General features: G+C 47.2%; 9 protein-coding genes and 1 pseudogene. 9 read left to right on the top strand and 1 reads right to left on the bottom strand.

Translation table 11 applies throughout. The annotated features are described in order from the left end of the window. The first annotated feature begins 41 nt into the window (after positions 1-41). Positions 42-1,025, top strand: a complete 984-nt coding sequence (nrdF, locus tag B0I27_RS07355) for a class 1b ribonucleoside-diphosphate reductase subunit beta (RefSeq protein ID WP_181276712.1) — start codon at positions 42-44, stop codon at positions 1,023-1,025. A 100-nt stretch (positions 1,026-1,125) separates the two neighbouring features. Here nrdF and B0I27_RS07350 read toward each other — a convergent pair whose 3' ends face one another. After that, positions 1,126-1,641, bottom strand: coding sequence for a plastocyanin/azurin family copper-binding protein (locus B0I27_RS07350; protein ID WP_106292597.1), 516 nt, complete (start codon positions 1,639-1,641; stop codon positions 1,126-1,128). A gap of 179 nt (positions 1,642-1,820) precedes the next feature. Here B0I27_RS07350 and B0I27_RS07345 point away from each other — a divergent pair, with 179 nt between their 5' ends. From B0I27_RS07345 to B0I27_RS07310, 8 genes and pseudogenes are all read left to right on the top strand, one after another. Then, positions 1,821-5,966, top strand: a complete 4,146-nt coding sequence (locus tag B0I27_RS07345) for a hybrid sensor histidine kinase/response regulator transcription factor (RefSeq protein ID WP_106292596.1) — start codon at positions 1,821-1,823, stop codon at positions 5,964-5,966. Positions 5,967-6,229: 263 nt separating this feature from the next. After that, positions 6,230-9,229, top strand: coding sequence for a SusC/RagA family TonB-linked outer membrane protein (locus B0I27_RS07340; protein WP_106292595.1), 3,000 nt, complete (start codon positions 6,230-6,232; stop codon positions 9,227-9,229). 10 nt (positions 9,230-9,239) lie between these two features. Further along, positions 9,240-10,859 (top strand): RagB/SusD family nutrient uptake outer membrane protein, encoded by a 1,620-nt coding sequence (locus B0I27_RS07335; RefSeq protein ID WP_106292594.1) that lies wholly within the window; start codon positions 9,240-9,242, stop codon positions 10,857-10,859. 55 nt (positions 10,860-10,914) lie between these two features. Continuing rightward, positions 10,915-12,738 (top strand): glycoside hydrolase family 2 protein, encoded by a 1,824-nt coding sequence (locus B0I27_RS07330; protein ID WP_106292593.1) that lies wholly within the window; start codon positions 10,915-10,917, stop codon positions 12,736-12,738. A 9-nt stretch (positions 12,739-12,747) separates the two neighbouring features. Next, the gene (locus tag B0I27_RS07325) at positions 12,748-13,833 is read left to right on the top strand and encodes an endo-1,4-beta-xylanase (RefSeq protein ID WP_106292592.1); all 1,086 of its coding nucleotides are present in this window, start codon (positions 12,748-12,750) and stop codon (positions 13,831-13,833) included. Positions 13,834-13,838: 5 nt separating this feature from the next. Beyond that, positions 13,839-16,091 (top strand): glycoside hydrolase family 3 N-terminal domain-containing protein, encoded by a 2,253-nt coding sequence (locus B0I27_RS07320; RefSeq protein WP_245925455.1) that lies wholly within the window; start codon positions 13,839-13,841, stop codon positions 16,089-16,091. Between the two features lie 15 nt (positions 16,092-16,106). Next, a complete protein-coding gene (locus B0I27_RS07315; RefSeq protein ID WP_106292591.1) occupies positions 16,107-18,512 on the top strand; it encodes a glycoside hydrolase family 3 N-terminal domain-containing protein in 2,406 nt (801 codons plus the stop codon). A 405-nt stretch (positions 18,513-18,917) separates the two neighbouring features. Next, positions 18,918-19,138: pseudogene (locus B0I27_RS07310) on the top strand (hypothetical protein); the annotation flags it as partial.

Here is a 19,138-nt window from a genome sequence, read left to right as displayed (position 1 = left end):
GCTCCCCGTGATAGCTTTAACCTAAAAAATTTAATATCCTGATGAAACAATACACCGCAGTTAACTGGAACACCCCGGACAATGATTATGCAGGATTATTCTGGGAACAGAATATCCGTCAGTTTTGGGTGGATACCGAATACATCCCATCCAAAGATATAGACAGCTGGAAGAGCCTGGAGCCGGGCATTCAGGATGCCTACAAACATGCGCTTGGCGGGTTAACCCTGCTTGACACCTTGCAGAGTCATACAGGCATGCCCAAAATTATCGATCATATTGATTCTCTGCAAAATAAGGCAGTACTGTCGTTTATGTGTATGATGGAGGCTATTCACGCCAAGTCGTACTCAACCATCTTCACTACCGTCTGCAGCACTCCCGAAATTAACGATCTTTTCACCTGGGTTCAGGAGAATAAACGCCTGCAATTTAAGGCCGCAACGATCGACAAATATTACCGGGCGCTGGATAAGTCGCAGATAACCGACCACGAGCTGTTTATGTCGCTCGCTGCATCTGTACTGCTGGAGTCTTTTCTGTTCTATAGCGGCTTTTTTATGCCTCTATGGTTGTGCGGACAAGGGCAGATGGTGGCCAGCGCCGACATCATCAAAAAGATCGTTGCCGATGAGTCTATTCATGGGGTTTTTGTCGGATTGCTGGCACAGGACGTCTATAAGAGACTCGATGATAAGGAAGCAGCTAAGCGGGAAATGAACGAGCTGATGCACGTTCTGTATGAAAACGAACTGAAGTATACGGACGAAGTATATACCGATATCGGCTTAACTGCAGAGGTGAAGGAATATGTTCGCTATAATGCAAACAAAGCGCTGATGAACCTGGGCTTTGACGAAATGTTCGAAGTGAAAGAAATTAATCCTATCGTACTGAACGGTCTGAATGTAGACACGACACAACACGATTTCTTTTCCAAGAAATCTACGAACTACGAGAAGGCAACAGAGATAGTCCACTTGCGGGATGAAGACTTCCAGTTAGCAGTAGAGAATTACATTTAATATCAACAAGAAAAGGGAGGTCGAAAGCTATACACTGCCCCCATAAAGTTAGACACTTTATGGGGGCAGTCCACTATGTTGACCTCCCTTTTTTAAGCTATTATTCAGCTATAAGCGTTCCGCGCATAATGCCATAGTGGCCCGGGAAACTGCAAATAAATTCATATTCACCTTTCTCGACAGTAAAGGTGATGGTATCCGATTCGTCCGGTCCCAGTAACTTAGTATGGGCTACAATGGCGCCTGAACTAGCCGGAATAAATTCATTTTTTTTGTTCGACATGGCTTCCATCGCAAAAGCAGCAACATCGGTACCCGGTTTCAGAAGTACCCAGTTATGCCCCATCGCTTCTTTCGATAAAACGCCAACATTTTTCAGAGTCAATGTTACCTGCTGACCTGCCTTAACCTTAATCTGATCCAGGTCAAATCTCATTTGATCGTTAGAAGTAATAACAACAGTATTGGAGTTTTCTGTGGCAGAAGATCCATTGTCTGATGATACAGATTCAGTACTTGCCGTTGTCTCGGTTTGCTGCGATTTTTCTTGATTTCCTCCGCAAGACCAAAGGAATAACGGAAGGGCACAGGCTGTTAAAGCAAATAGTTTTCTCATAATGTTTTATATGTGGTTACCCTCAAGTTTACAAAATAAGAGCTAAGCTATAAATGACATATGTCATATTTGGGCTTTCTGACAATACAATTATAAATGCTTTCGCCGAACCTCGGTGATTATAATGGGATGATACCTCCGAATATTTCTTATTTTTAGCCGCCGTTATAAATAAATCTATGTTCGAATTCCGCATCCGGCATATAGCATCCATCTTATTGCTACTTCTGTCTTTTGCTAAATCATCGGCGCAAACCGCCTCTATTAGCTTTAAGCACATATCATACGAGCATGGTCTTGCACAGAGTCCCATATTTTGCATGGTTCAGGATCATCTCGGCTTTGTGTGGATCGCCACCAGCGACGGTTTGCTCAGGTATGATGGTTACGAATTCAAGAGTTACCGGCGCAATGACGCCGATAGCATGAGCATCAGCTCCAATAGGGTCCAGGTTATCTTACAGGATTCCAAAAAGCGCCTTTGGATCGGTACGGCAAACGGAGGCTTGAACTTGTTCGACCGTAAGACGGAGAGCTTCCGCCGCATCAGGCTGAATGATGGTACCGGGACAGATTACGTCACCTCCATTACGGAGGACCGCAGCGGTCAGATATGGGTGTCAACGCTCAAAGGCTTAAAGTTGGTCGAGCATGGATCGGCTAAGCTCCTCTCTATTTCCCGGCTTTCCCGTGCCTCTGGAGCCTCTGACGGAAAAACCTGGAGTGCTTTTCAGGACCGCGACAATTCAGTCTGGATAGGCCTCGATGCGGGACTTACACGGATTGACGTGCTGACAAAGGGTGTCTTGTCGATTCCCGAGGTTCTTAAAGCCAATCAGGAACTGATGAAAAGTAAGGTTCTCACCATACGTTCTGACAAAAAGGGTAATTTATGGTTCGGTACCGAGAAATCAGGCGTCTTCAGGTATGACCCTGTCAGAAATACCTGCGTGAATTACAGGTACCGCGGACCGGGTTTAAACGGCCTTCGGTCTGACGGCATCAAAGACATATTTATCCATGAAGATGAAAGTGTGTGGATCGCTACAAGAGAAGGGCTTAGTATATTCAATCCTTCCACGGAAAAATTTGCCAACTATGAGCATGATAAGTCAGATCCTAAGAGTCTGAGTTATAACTTGATCTGGAATTTCATGCGCGATCAGGCAGGTAATATATGGATTGGAACCTTCGCGGGCGGCATAGATATCTACTATCCCGGAAATTCTAATTTTACGAATATCGGCGAGCGGATAGGCACGGAGAAACTGGGCTTGAACAATCCTGTAGTTACATCGATGTTGGAGGAAGATAATGGAGAACTCTGGGTAGGCACGAATGGCGGAGGGCTTAACTACCTCGATAGAAAAGCGGGGATATCGAGATACTACCAGGTAAATGACCACAGGCTCAACAAGTCCAATAATATCGTCAGAGCTCTCGCAAAAGATAATCGGGGTAACCTGTGGGTCGGCACTTTTGACGGCTTGTATCGTTTCGATAAGTCCAGCGGTCGTTTTGGCTACGTAAAGTTGGCGTATTCCAAGGATAGCCGGGTGATTTCGCTTCTGGAAGATCCCGAGGGTGTGTGGGTTGCAACAGTGACGGGTGGTATTCAATTTTTGGGCTACAATGGTGCAAACCGGATCTATCTGGCGGATGCGAAGGCGAAGGACGCATTGAAAGACAACAATATTACGGTCCTCAGGAGGGATGCTAAGAACAATATACTGGTTGGGACGGAGAACGGACTCAACTACCTGGATACCAAATCCAACAGCTTCACTAGCTATCGTAATGAGAAGACCGAAGGATCAATAAGCAACAATTCTATCCTTTCCGCTTTCCAGGATTCTAAACAACGGATCTGGATTGGGACTGAAGGGGGACTCAACTATTTCGATGCTGCGAAGAAGCGATTTTACCGCTTTAAGCTGGACGCTGGCGCCTCCAATGATGTGGTGCTGGCGATAGTCGAGGACAAAAGAGGACACTTATGGCTTAATACTAACAAAGGGATAGTGGAGCTCATTATACAAACCCCAGGATCGCCTTCAGATAAATCGAGCGTTCAAACCGTCAACTATACCGTAACAAGCGGCTTGTCGAGTACGCATTTCCTTGGCGCTGCAATCCGCTCAAGGGATGGGGAGCTGCTCTTCGGCGGAATGAGTGGCATTACCCGTTTTTTCCCTGATAAGATCGTCAAAAATAATCACGGGCCTAATGTCGTCCTTACAGAGTTCCTGATCGAAAACCGGCCGGTGCGCTTTGGCGTTGAAGGCTCGCCACTGAAACAGTCAATCACCGAGACCAGGGAGATAACCCTGAAACACAATCAGAATTATATCAGCTTCCGCTATGCGGGATTAAACTTTATCAATCCCCAGCATAACCAGTACGCTTATAAGTTTAAAGGTATTTCTGGTCATCAGGATTGGAGCTATGTCGGTAATCAGCGCGTCGCTAGTTTTACCAATCTTGAACCGGGAGAGTACGTTTTTATGGTGAAGGCCTCCAACAATGATGGCGTCTGGAACAACCGGCCGACGGAGATCAAAATAACCGTTCTCCCTCCATTATGGAAGACCTGGTGGGCCTATCTTATCTATTTTCTGCTTTCCGCAGGTGTCCTTTTTGTTATCCTGAGATTCATCAGAAACCGGGCATTATTGAAGCGAGACTTATATCTTGAACATGTTCAGAACGAAAGACAGCAGGAGTTGTACCAGATGAAACTGAATTTCTTCACCAACATCTCACACGAGATCCGAACGCCTCTGACACTGATCATCGGGCCGCTCGAACGTTTGCTTCAGGATGGAAAATATGAGGGAATCCATAAGCAGCTAAACGTGGTAAAAAATAATGCCGACCGCTTAATGAAGCTGATAACGGAGCTGCTTGACTTTCGCAAGGCCGAAGAGGGCCATATGAATGTACGCTGTTCTTCTCTGGATCTCATTCCTTTTTGTCGGCGGATTTTTGACTCTTTCACCGAGTTGGCCTCGGAAAGAGGTATTCGGTATCACTTCCAGTCCGAAGTGCAAGAACTCGAACTTTATATCGACGAAGCTCAGATGGAGAAGGTGATCATGAACTTACTGTCGAACGCCTTTAAGTTCACCGATGATAACGGAGAGGTCAGTCTTCGTATTTCCACAAGACAGGACCAGGATGAATGGGTGGACATCCGCGTTACGGATAATGGCCGGGGTATTCAGGAGGACTTTCATGAAAAGCTCTTCGAAAGCTTCTTTCAGGTCGACGACAGAGGCCGGCAGAACATCGGAAGTGGAATAGGTTTAGCCCTTTCTAAAAGTATCGTTGAAAAGCATAAGGGGACCATTTCTGTGCAAAGCCATGAGAACGGCTTAGGACTAACCGTCTTCAGCATTTCGCTGAGACGAGGACGCCTTCATCTGGAAGACTCAGAAATACTGGCAAATACTCCTGTGATCCTGAAAGCGACTCAGCAACTGCCGGATAAGACTGGGCAAGCCAACCCAGCTTCTGAAATGGTCAGCGAAGTCGTAACCAAGTCCCATACCATTTTGTTGGCTGAGGATAATGAAGAAGTACGCGCGCTTATTGCTGATTGCCTGAAGTACGATTACAATATCGTTGAATTTTCAAATGGTGCTGAGGCCTTAAAATACATGGAGCAAGAAATCCCGGACTTGATAGTAAGTGATATCATGATGCCGGAGGTAGACGGATTGCAGCTCTGTGATGCGGTTAAATCTACCGAAAGTACAAGCCATATTCCGGTGATACTACTAACAGCGCGGGCATCGCTGGACCATCAGGTGGAGGGTTTAAGTACCGGTGCCAACGCCTATATATCCAAGCCTTTCAATCCGCAGATTTTAACCTTGAATATTCGCAATCTTTTGGCGGCCCAGGAGCTTATGCGGCAAAAATTCACTCAGCAGCTTATTCTGGAACCATCCGTAATAACAGTGGAATCCCCCGAGCATAAATTCCTGAATAAGCTTATGGGAGTTATTGAGGCACGCATGGCCGAATCTGACTTTGGGGTGGAAGAACTGGTTATGGAAATGAACATGAGCCGTACGGTCCTCTACAAAAAAGTCCAAAGTATTACCGGCTTTTCCGTGGGGGATTTGGTTAAAAACATGCGTTTGAAGAAAGCAGCCATGCTCTTCTCTCAAACGTCCATGAATGTATCAGAGGTCGCTTATCAGGTCGGTTTTAACGATCGCAAGCACTTTAGCCGTGAGTTCCGAAAGTTCCATGAGTTGTCACCATCCGAGTACATAAAGAAGGTTAAAGATGAATCTCTCAACGGTTCAGATCTGTAGCAAAAAAAGTCGTCTAGCAGGGCTAAGACGCCTTAAATCGCCATTATTGGTATAATTACAACCCCATTTACGTACGCTCAGACACCCTCCCGGGTGGCATATGGGAGATATTTGTACAGTCGTTCGAAGCATCGACTTAACCAAACAGATGTAACCTATTAACCAATAACGAGTATGTAAGAAAGGAAACCGTTGATTTACTACAGCGCCATTGGGCTAACACATGGCAAAACACTAATCGAATAATATAAAACCAATTAACAATGAAAGATTTTTACTGGAAGAAAGATCTCGCAGCTCTGCCTATCAAGAGAGGGCTCCGGGTGATAATGACCCTATGCATGTACCTGATATGTGTTTCTTCATACGCACAGCAAAGAGTTATAAAGGGTACAATTAAAGACCAGCAGAGCGAAACCCTCCCGGGCGTTAGCGTAAAAGTTAAAGGAACAAATCAGGGTACCATGTCTAATGCGAATGGTGAGTACAGCATCCCTGTCTCAGGAAGCAATTCCATTCTGGTATTCACTTATATCGGATTCCAAAGCAAGGAAGTTCCCGTGGGTACAGGGCAGACGCTTAACGTCACCCTGGAGATGGGCGATAACGCCTTGTCAGAAGTGGTGGTCGTCGGTTACGGTACGCGCAAGAAAAGTGATGTAACAGGTGCGATAGCCAGCTTCAAAACGAAAGATCTGGAAACCATGCCGCAAACAAACGTAGGCCAGGCTTTGCAGGGTAAGGTTGCAGGACTTAGCATTGCTACCAATGAGCCCAGCGCCGAGGGTGGTAACAATAATATCCAGATCCGTGGACGGCGCTCTATTAAGGCGTCTAACGGTCCGCTGATCATTCTGGATGGTATCCCATACTTCAACAGCTTCTCTGAAATCAATCCTAACGACATTGAATCTATCGATGTGCTTAAAGATGCGTCTTCAGCAGCTATATACGGAGCCCGCGCAGCAAATGGAGTGATCATTATTACTACCAAGCGCGGAAAACCGGGTAAAGCCAGGATCACGTATGACGCCAACTATGGAATCGATGAAATTGCCTCACTACCGGATATGATGGATGGACCAACCTTCTATAAGAACAAGGTTGACCGCATAAACCAGGCAGCGATTTCTCCAACCGAGCAGGCCTCTTTTGATCAGGGACTTACTACCGACTGGATAAAGCTGGCTACCAGGACAGGTTCCAGACAGCAGCACAGCGTTGGGGTTTCAGGAGGTACGGAGGATACCCGTTATTACCTCTCGGGAACCTTCAACGACGCCAAAGGTATCGCAAAGAATGACGACTTTACAAGAACCACGCTCCGCCTGAACCTGGATTCAAAGATCACTCCATGGTTAACTCTTGGAACAAATACACAACTTGCATCTGCAGACCGTGGTGGAGAGCCGGTGCGCTTCTCCGATGCATTCGGCATGAACCCGCTGGTGCCAGCATTTAATGAAGACGGTTCTATCAATATCCGCCCGTGGCCGGAAGACCCTTTTTGGGCAAATCCACTAGAATCGCTGAATATCATCAATAATGATGATGCCAAATCTGTAGTTAGTACCAACTTTATTAAAATCGACTTCCCCTTTGTTAAAGGCCTGTCGTATAAAGCAAATACGGGCTATACTTATAGAAACAATACCATCGAAACATATTACGGCAGAGATACGAAACGCGGTTTTGAAGGAAAAGGAGAGGCCCTCACTTCAAATGACAATACCTCCGACTGGCTGATTGAGCACATCGTTAACTATAACAGAAAGTTTGGAAAGCACGATTTCGATTTTACCGGACTGTATAGTGCACAGGAGCGTACGAAAAAAGTCCATGCTTTAAGTTCCGTGGGTTTTCCAAGTGATCTTCAGACGTTCTTTCAAAATGGTATTGCCACAACTGCGGTTGGCAGAGATGAATACGTAAAGCAGGCAAATATCTCACAGATGGCCAGGGTAAACTACACGTACAACGGCAAGTATCTGTTGACAGTGACTGCAAGACGTGACGGCTTCTCCGGCTTCGGTGCAGATACCAAATTCGGGGTGTTCCCTTCCGTAGCATTAGCCTGGAATATGTCCGGTGAAAAGTTTATGGAAAAGTATGATTGGCTGGACAATCTGAAACTGCGTGCCTCTTACGGGGAAAACGGTCAGCAGGCCATCGATCCTTACTCTACTTTGCCTCAGCTTTCCCCGCAGCATAACCTGACTACAGGTAAAACTCCGGCCCTGGGATATTATCCTAACCGCCTTGGCGACCCTTCTCTTGGATGGGAAACGACCCTCGGATTCAATGGAGGACTTGACTTTAGCTTCCTGTCCGGACGAATCAGTGGATCCGTAGATTATTTCAGAACGAGTACAACAGACCTCCTGTTGGATAAGCTTATTTCGCCGGTAAACGGAGTAAAGAGCATCCGTCAGAACATCGGAAAAACAAGCAACCAGGGAATCGACTTCACCGTTTCCAGCGTCAACATCCGGAAAACCAACTTCAGCTGGAGCACGGATCTGAACATTTCACGCGCTATTAACCGGATAGACAACGTAGGTCTGACTGATGCCAGCGGAAGTTACATCAGCGACATCGGAAACAGATGGTTCGTAGGTGAGCCGATCGATGTTAACTATGGCTATGTTTTCGACGGTATCTGGCAGCAAAACGACATCGTGGAAGGATCGGCACAGCCGCAGGCTAAGCCAGGTGATGTCAAACTTCGCGATGTAAGCGGTCCGGACGGCGTTCCTGACGGAAAGATATCTCCGGAGTATGACCGCGTTGTCTTAAGTTCTCAAGTTCCTTCCTATATCGCGGGATTAACGAATACATTCAGCTATAAAAACTTCGCGTTTAGCTTCTTTATCCGCTCTGTTCAGGGTGTAAGAAAATCAAATTCTCTGCTGAATACCTATTTCGACGGAAGAAACGGTGCACTGGACAGACAATTTTGGACACCTGAAAATCCGATCAACACGTATCCTGCGAACAGGGATGATGCCAATCCATACGGACTGCTTTACTTTGATGACGAGACAACAGACGCAAGCTTTATCAGGCTTCAGGATATTTCCCTGAGCTATACTTTGCCATCTCTCGTGCTATCAAAGCTTAAGCTGGAACGTCTGCAGTTCTTTGTCAACGCTAAAAACGTCGCTACCATTACCAAATGGGATGGTCTTGACCCTGAGTTCAACACCCAGACTACCAGACCTCAAGTGAGATCATACGTTTTCGGTTTACGCACACAATTTTAAACATCAAACAATGAAGAAGATATATATCGCATTCCTTTCGCTTGCCCTTGCTTTTAGCTCATGCAACGAAGCGGAGTTTCTTAAAGAAGAACCGCAGGACAATATCTATGCAGATAATTTATTCACCAAATATGAAGGCTTCAGGCTTGCAGTCAACGCCCTGCTTGATTTTCCAAGGCAGGAGCGCGCTGATATGATCCAGTCGGCTGAGTTAGGTGTCATCTGGAAAATCGGTACCGACAATGGCTGGGCTAATGCCGAGCTCTCCTGGACCCGTGGTCTGAACAGGTATACAACGGCAGACTTCAACTCCACCATGCAGTTCGTGAATGGTGATACAGAAGGTCGCGACGGAGTGTTCCTGATTCTTTACAAGGCGATAAGCTCTGCAAATACCATTATCACACGCGCACAAAATCCGGACGTGGATTGGCAGGGGGGCTCTCAGGTGCAGAACGAAATCAATAAGAATCTAATGTTGGCACACGCACACCTGATCAGAGCCTGGGCATACAAACATCTTGCCTATACGTTCGGTCCTGTGCCCATAACCACAGAAGAGATCACGGGTATCAACTTCAGAAATGACTGGGAAAGAAGACCTGTTGCCGAAGTTCAGGCATTGATCGTGTCGGACCTCGAGTTCGCTGCGGCACACTTGCCGGACTATTCAGACGATGTTTTGGTCATTGCCAATGTCGTTGCCAATCACTATCTGGCTGAGATGCATTTATGGATGAACGAGCCCGCGAAAGCAGAAGCCGCAGCCCTGAAGGTTACTAACAATTCACGCTACAAACTGATTACTCAGCGTTACGGAAGCAGCGCCGGCTCTGCCGGAAGTGCCTTCATGGATCAGTTCAAGAATGGAAACATTCTTCCTTCACAAGGTAATACGGAAGCCCTCTGGGTATTCGCAAACTCCGATGTATTGAAGCTGATCGGAGCAAGACCCAACTCCATGAGAAGAACATGGGTGATCAACTACAGTTCTTACGCTCCTTATAACCCGGAGAATGGGGGAAGAGGTATCGGAAGAGGTGGTATAACCGCATGGGCATTCAGTATTTACGAACCTCAGGATGATCGCTTCAGCGAACATGCAGTACGTAAATACTACTTATCGGCGACAGGAGTACGAACCAATACGCACATGCTGCAATCGCAGATGACCGTCAACAGTACCAAATGGGCAAGCACACGTAAATGGGACTGGGTGTCTGCTGACCCTGCACGATGGGGAGATACACATTCTTTTGCAGATCAAACGTATCTGCGCTTAGCCGACACCTATCTGCTATTGGCAGAGGCTTACTTCAAGCAGGGTAAACTGGCTCTTGCTGCTGACTTCATCAACCGTGTTCGCACAAGATCAAATGCTACGCCTATTGCTGCGGATGGCTCCACCATCACCCTGGATTATATCCTCGATGAGAGATCCAGAGAGCTTGTTACGGAAGAACTAAGAAGGGAAACGCTTGTACGCACCGGCAAGCTGCTTGAAAGAACCAAAAAACATAACCCTTTCACCGCTGCTAACATGAAGGAGATCCATGAGCTATTACCTATTCCCCAAAAGGTAATCGATGCCAATACAGGCAGAAAAATGGAAAATAACCCGGGCTACTAAGTCCGCCATCTCACGCACCCGACGCCAGGCTTGCCTGGCGTCTTAACTAGCAATAATGATAAAAGCAGCTCTTAATCTTTTCATCCTTGTCCTGTTGAGCTATGCAGCAGCAGGGCAATCGGGGCCGGTTCAAAACAACAAAGCAAGGGTCGCACTGAGTTTGAACGGTAAATGGAATTATATTGTTGACCCTTATGAAAACGGCTTCTACGACTACAGAAGAAAAGCTTTCGATGCTTCAGCATCCGGAAAGGGCGGCTTCTTCGATGATGTAACCAATACCGACCAATCGGAGCTCATTGAATACAATTTCGATTATTCGCCTGCGCTGAATGTGCCGGGAGACTGGAATTCACAGGTTGAAAAACTGGAGCTCTATGAGGGTACGGTCTGGTACCGAAAGAAGTTTAATATGTCTCCAGATAAGGGGAAGAAGTATTTCCTCTATTTTGCCGCAGCCAACTATGAGGCGCATGTTTACCTCAATGGTAAGAAGCTGGGCGTACATAAGGGTGGTTTTACTCCCTTCCAATTCCAAATTGATAAACACCTCATTAATGGAGAGAATTCCGTTGTAGTTAAAGTTGATAACACCCGTAAACAGGATGAGATACCAACCATCAACACCGACTGGTGGAACTACGGAGGTATTACCAGGGATGTGTTCATCACAGAAACACCTCAGTCCTATATCGCTGATTACAAGATTCAGCTTAGTGCTGCAGACCGCGGAACTATTGAAGGCTACATACAGCTGGCCGGGAACACCCAGACTGAAAATGTCAAGGTCCAGATCCCGGAGCTCGGAATAAGCCTGCAGGTAAAGACCGACGCGAGCGGCAAAGCGCATATCCGCATCCCCTCGAGGAAGATCAGCTACTGGTCACCAGAAAACCCGAAAATATATGGCGTGACGATTAGTTCCGCTTCCGACCAGGTTCACGATCGGATTGGCTTTAAAACCATCGAGACAAAGGGGCAGGATATCCTCCTGAACGGCAAGTCAGTCTTTTTACGGGGTATATCCATTCACGACGAGAACCCACTGCTTGCGGGTCGTCTGAGGTCAGAAGGTGATATGCGGATGATGCTCCAATGGGCGAAGGAATTGGGCTGTAACTACGTGCGGCTGGCCCATTACCCGCATAGCGAAGACATGGTGCGCCTGGCCGATGAAATGGGTCTGATGGTATGGGCTGAAGTGCCCGTTTACTGGACGATCTCCTGGGATAATCCCGACACCTATAACAACGCGAAACAACAGCTTACTGATTTGATTTCCAGGGATAAAAACCGTTCGAGCGTTATTATTTGGTCAGTTGGAAATGAAACGCCTTTGAGCGAACAACGGCATGCCTTCATGGGCAATCTCATCAGCCACGCACGGAGTCTCGACAACACCCGCCTGATCGCCGCCGCGCTTGAAGTACACAGAAACGGAACGGAAGTTATTGTAGACGATCCCCTTGGTGAGAAGATCGACCTGGTAAGTTTTAATGAGTATGCGGGATGGTACTGGGGTGGAACTCCGGATGAGATTGGAAAGTACCATTTCAACATCAAATACTCCAAGCCTGTAGTCGTTTCCGAATTTGGTGCTGATGCGCTGGGAGGCTTCTACGCCGACAATAAAACCAAATTCTCGGAAGAGTATCAGGAAGCATTGTATGAGAGTCAGATCGCCCTGCTTAGCACGATCAAAGGACTTCGCGGTATGACGCCCTGGATACTGGCCGATTTCCGTTCTCCCCGCAGGCAGCATCCCATTTATCAGAATTTCTGGAACAGAAAAGGACTGATCTCCGAAACGGGTAGCAAGAAAAAGGCTTTCTATACCCTTAAAAGCTTCTACTCCAAGAAACAAGAGCAATACAAATAACCTAACCTCATGATGAACACTAAACTTAACGCAACCATAATTTGCACCTTCTTACTTCTCGCTGTCTCTGTCGGATGCCAGGGAAGTAAAGATCGTGATGTAAAACCCGTAACAGAGGAGCCACCTGCTGAAGATGTAAGTCTGCAGAAAAATTTACCTTTCAAGTTTGGCGCTGCAATCAGTCCGGGACTTATGAAATCGCGCGCGGCATACAGAGACGTTGTAACCAAGGAATTCAATAGCATTACGACTGAAAACGCCATGAAGATGTCTTTCATTCATCCTTCCGCGAATACGTATAACTGGGCGGATGCCGACTACCTCGTAGACTTTGCCGCACAAAACGGTAAACGACTGCACGGCCATACGCTTAACTGGTATAAGAATGTCCCAGCATGGGTAGCGAGTTTTCAGGGTGATTCTACAGCTTGGGAAGCATTGCTAAAAACGCACATCCAGACGATCGTTTCACGATATAAGGGAAGGGTAGCCTCCTGGGATGTAGTGAATGAGGCCTTTGAAGAGAATGGAAAGTACAGGAACAGCATCTGGATACAGAAGCTTGGCGAGGATTACATAGCCCGGTGTTTTCAGTACGCACACGAGGCTGATCCTCAAGCCCTGCTTTTCTACAATGACTACGGCCATGAGTACGGGCCTACGAAGCGGACAGCAATTCTAAATCTCGTCACAGGTTTAAAAAACCGCGGTATACCTATTCATGGTATCGGCATGCAGATGCATACACGGGTCAATCGTTCTGACGCGGATCTGGCTAAGGCAATTGAGACCGCTGCTGCAACGGGACTACTGGTGCACATCTCTGAACTGGATATAGCTGTTAATCCCGACAATGATAAGAACATGGTTTGGACGGCTGCCCTCGCAAGCCAGCAGGCTCTGAAGTACAAGAGCATTGTCAAGGCATACAATGCGATACCGAAAGCGCAGCAATTTGGTATAACTACATGGAACGTTTCAGATGCCGACTCCTGGATTCCAGGCCAATACGACCGTCCCGACTGGCCGCTTCCGTTCGATGCAAACTATGAAAGAAAACCAGCCTATCAGGGTATTCTTGATGGTGTAAAATAATAAAAATGAAGTTCATAAGCACTAAAATGTTAAAGCGATCATGTATATACCGTGCAACGGTTTTGATCGCTTTTTCAGGTACTCTCACAACCTATGCCCAGGACAGGAAAATAGACTGGCGCGTAGATTCTCTAATGAAGCTGATGACCCTTGAAGAGAAGGTCGGTCAGTTGAATCAGTACTCAGGTCGCGAAGTTACCGGCCCCGTCAGTGAAAAGAAGACGGATCTTCTTCAGGATATCAGAACCGGGCGGGTTGGCTCTATGCTAAACGTCCGCGGCGTAAAAGATACCCGGGAAATCCAGAAAGTCGCTTTAGAGTCGCGACTCAAAATTCCGCTCCTGTTTAGTCTGGATGTCATACACGGTTACAAAACCGTGTTTCCGATTCCATTAGGAGAAGCAGCATCCTGGGACCTGGGCGCCATGCGTTTGTCCGCACAGATTGCAGCAAAAGAAGCCGCTGCGGCGGGCATCCACTGGACCTTTGCACCAATGGTCGATGTGGCCAGAGATCCGCGCTGGGGCAGAGTGATGGAAGGAGCAGGGGAAGATGCCTACCTGGGAAGCCTCATTGCAGAAGCCCGGGTTAAAGGCTTTCAAGGCGAGCAGCTCGGAAGTGTGGAGTCGATCATGGCTTGCGCCAAGCATTTTGCCGGATATGGCGCCTCTATCGCAGGTCGCGATTACAATGCAGTCGACATGAGCAAGCAGCAGCTATGGGAGACTTATCTGCCTCCCTTCAAAGCTTCCGTCGATGCAGGGGTCGCTACCTTTATGAATGCCTTCAATACATTGAACGGCGTACCCGCGACCGGTAATGCCTATCTGCAACGGGACATTCTGAAAGGTAAGTGGAACTTTAAGGGTTTCATGGTAAGCGACTGGGGATCAATAGGAGAGATGATACCTTGGGGCTATGCGGCTAATGAGGCCGACGCTGCGGCGAAAGCGATTACTGCAGGTTCGGATATGGATATGGAGAGTCGTGCTTATATTGACAATCTGGCACAGCTCGTAAAGGAGGGTAAGGTCAGCTTGAAGTGGGTAGATGATGCAGTCAGAAGGATACTGTACAAGAAATTTGAACTTGGCTTGTTTGAAGATCCCTACAGGTTTTCCAACTTCAAAAGAGAGAAGAAAGTTTTCAGTGATCCTGCTCATCGGGTAGCGGCCCGTGAGTTGGCTAAGAAGTCGATTGTGCTTCTGAAGAACGACCAAAATATCCTTCCGATAAAGAAGGACGTCAGGAATATCGCGTTGATAGGTCCGCTTGTACAAGCAAAACGAGACCTTGAAGGGAGCTGGATTGTGGAGTCAGATTCAGTCAATGTGGTAAGTCTGATGGAAGGCGTACGCAACCAGACTTCAAATAAAGCAAACCTGATCTATGCGAAGGGTGCCGGAGTTTCATCCTCATCCCAGGATGGTTTTGCAGCAGCAGTAGATGCGGCCAGAAAAGCCGATGTGGTAATCATGGCCCTTGGTGAGACATGGGACATGAGTGGTGAAGCGAAATCAAGAACGGATATACACATTCCCGGAAGGCAGGAAGCACTGTTTGAAGCCGTCAAAGCAACCGGGAAGCCGGTGATTGTGGTGCTTATGGCTGGTCGCCCTCTGATCTTTGATAAGATAGCTGCCCAGGCCTCCGCTATTCTTTATGCCTGGTGGCCTGGTACTGAAGGAGGAAATGCGATTGCCGATATACTCTTCGGCGCATACAATCCCTCAGCAAAACTCCCTGTCACCTTTCCGAGATCAGTAGGACAGATCCCACTTTCGTACGACGTATATAACACCGGAAGGCCCGTAAAGGATCCGGCCAATACACGCTATAAATCAATGTATATCGATTCTCCAAACAGTCCGATGTACGCCTTTGGGCACGGCCTGAGCTATACGACCTTTGCTTACTCTGATCTCAAACTCGACAGCAGTTCCATCAATCAGAATGGCGAGGCAGTCCTTAGTTTCCGTCTGACCAACACAGGTAAAGTCACCGGCGAGGAAGTCGTTCAGCTTTATATTCATGACGAAGTTGCCTCAATAGCCAGACCATTGAAACAACTGAAGGGCTTTCAGAAGCTCTCGTTGAAACCCGGCGAGTCCCGAGAATTGAAGTTCACAATAAAAAGTGAGCTGCTATCTTTCTACGACAACGATCTCAACTGGATTGCAGAACCCGGAAAATTCAAGTTGATGGTTGGCAGTGCCTCCGACGACATCCGCTTGCAAACAAATCTTACACTTAGATAAATACCGTACACACGCATGAACAAATCATATGTATTAGCCGCATCCCTGTTCCTTGCAACCCCGTTTTATAGTTTCTCACAGAATAACGGGATTTACAAGAAAGGATGGATCGATTTCAACAAAAATGGGAAGAAGGACATATTCGAGGATCCGAAGCAGCCGCTGGAGAAGCGAGTTTCCGACCTGATTTCCCAAATGAACCTCAACGAGAAGACATGCCAAACAGCAACGCTCTATGGATATGGGCGAGTTTTAAAGGACGAAATGCCGACTCCGCAATGGAAAAACGAGATATGGAAAGACGGCATAGCCAATATAGACGAACATCTGAATGGTTTAAGAAATCACCCGACAGCAAAGACTGAATATTCATTTCCCTTTAGAAATCACGCAAATGGCATCAATAAAGTGCAGCGTTGGTTTATAGAAGAAACACGCCTGGGCATTCCTGTAGACTTTACGAACGAAGCGATTCATGGCTTATGCCACGACCGTGCCACACCTTTCCCTTCGCCTATCAATATAGGCAGTACCTGGAATAAAGCTCTTGTAAGACATGCCGGAGAAGTTGCAGGGCGCGAGGCAAAGGCCCTCGGCTATACCAATATCTACGCACCGATACTGGACGTAGCCAGAGACCAGCGCTGGGGACGTGTTGTTGAATGTTATGGTGAAGATCCATTCCACATCGCCGAGCTCGGCAAACAGATGGTACTGGGCATTCAGGAGCAGGGAGTAGCCGCCACCTTGAAGCATTACGCAGTCTACAGCATTCCAAAAGGAGGCCGTGACGGAGATGCACGAACTGATCCGCATGTTGCCCCGCGTGAAATGCATCAGATGTACCTTTACCCGTTTCGCCGGGTGGTCAAGGAAGCAGCCCCTATGGGTGTCATGAGTAGTTACAACGACTGGGACGGCGTTCCGGTGACTGCCAGTCATTACTTTCTGACCGACCTGCTTCGCCATCAATTCGGCTTCAACGGCTATATTGTATCCGACAGTGAAGCTGTGGAATATGTATTCACCAAGCACCGCGTGGCAGATGATTACAAGGAGGCAGTCAGGCAGGTTGTAGAAGCAGGATTGAACGTCCGCACCCACTTTACCAAACCGGAAGATTATATTCTGCCCTTAAGAGAACTCGTTCAGGAAGGCAAGGTGTCTATGAAAACCCTTGATGAGCGTGTTGCAGACGTGTTAAGAGTGAAATTCAGACTAGGGCTTTTTGATGAACCGTATGTGAAGGACCCTTCTGCTGCTGATAAATTGGTGCACACCAGCCAGGACGAAGCATTTTCACAGCAGATGAGCCTCGAGTCTATGGTGTTGCTTAAGAACGAAGCGAACCTTCTTCCCTTGAACAAAGAAAAGCTCAAGAACATCCTGGTAACGGGTCCCCTTGCTACAGATGAGTCCTATGCTGTAAGTCGCTACGGACCTTCCAATAACCCTGTCACTTCCGTCTTGGATGGAATAAAATCTTACCTTGGAACTCAAGTGAAGGTGAACTATTCCAAAGGTTGTGATATCATTGATGCGACCTGGCCAGAAAGTGAGATCATTCCCACGGAGCTTACAGCAGCAGAAAAAGCCTCGATCCAGGCAGCAGTTGATCAGGCTAAGACAGCGGATGTTGTAATCGCGGTTGTAGGTGAGGATGATAAAAGAGTAGGTGAGAGTATGTCAAGAACCGGACTAAATTTACCCGGCAGACAACTCCAGTTGCTGCAGGCGTTGCACGCCACCGGCAAGCCGATAGTAATGGTGATGATAAACGGGCAGCCGCTTACCATCAACTGGGAAGATCGCTATATCCCGGCTATTCTGGAAGCCTGGTTCCCCGGTCCTCAGGCAGGGAAGGTAATTGCCGAGACGCTTTTCGGAGACTATAATCCGGGAGGTAAGCTGACAATGACCTTTCCAAAGTCTACGGGACAGATCCAGCTTAATTTTCCGTTCAAACCCGGTTCTCATGCGAACCAACCATCCAGCGGTCCGAATGGCTATGGTAAAACTCGCGTAAATGGAGCATTGTACCCATTTGGCTTCGGGTTAAGCTATACCACATTTGAATACAGTAATCTGGTTGTATCTCCCGATAAGCTGAACTCGCAGGATTTGGTGAACGTCTCTGTGGATATTGAAAATACCGGTAGCCGCAAAGGAGATGAAGTTGTTCAGTTGTATTTGAAAGACCTCGTTAGCAGCGTAACCACTTATGAGTCCGTTCTCCGTGGCTTTGAAAGGGTGACTTTGAATCCGGGTGAGAAAAAGACGCTGAAGTTTGTACTGCAGCCGGATGACCTCGCGATATTGGATAAGAATATGAACTGGACGGTTGAACCAGGAAAGTTCGTGGTGATGATGGGTAGCTCTTCGGAAGATATCCGTCTGAAAAAGGAGTTTTTGGTAAAGTAGACGATAATAGAATAGACCCTCTTACCAAGCGGCTAGCGTGAGTGCTGGCCGCTTTTATTTTAGGCTGTGTACCGGGCTTGTTGAGTCTGTAGTAAGTCCATGTTTTCGTTATGAAACATGGACTTACTGCTTACTGGACCTTGTCGTGTTAAGCCTTTGCAGGCGCTTTGTCAGAACCGGATCAGAGAAAGGAAAGGGGGGAATATCAGCCTTTTTTAGTTGTATTTAGTCGGTTATCGGCGAACTTTTTAAGCGTCTTTTTGAAAAACCGCCTTAATGGTATCAAGAACTGCATCAGTGTTATAACGCTGAAAATAAGTGATTTATTTCTTTGTTTTTTCTTTTCGGTGACTTAGATTTGATCTCAGGAGGCTCACAATGTAGAAAAAAACAGCAGGACAAATCATGGCAATTATCGATAACAAAGGCATCATCAGAGGAATAGTGGGACCAAGTGTTTTCCGCCGTAGCCGAGGCAAAAACATCGTCCAGGCCAAACCCCGCAAATTCATGCAAACCGCCGCCAGTATTGCCAGTTCTGCGGAGTTCGGACTGATCAGCTCTTCGGCTGCCGTGATTCGCCATGCCTTTGCACCGGCTTACCGCTATTACGATGGTCATGCGGT

Source organism: Arcticibacter pallidicorallinus, from assembly GCF_003002875.1.
Lineage (GTDB): Bacteria > Bacteroidota > Bacteroidia > Sphingobacteriales > Sphingobacteriaceae > Arcticibacter > Arcticibacter pallidicorallinus.
This window is presented reverse-complemented; position numbering and strand designations above follow the sequence as displayed.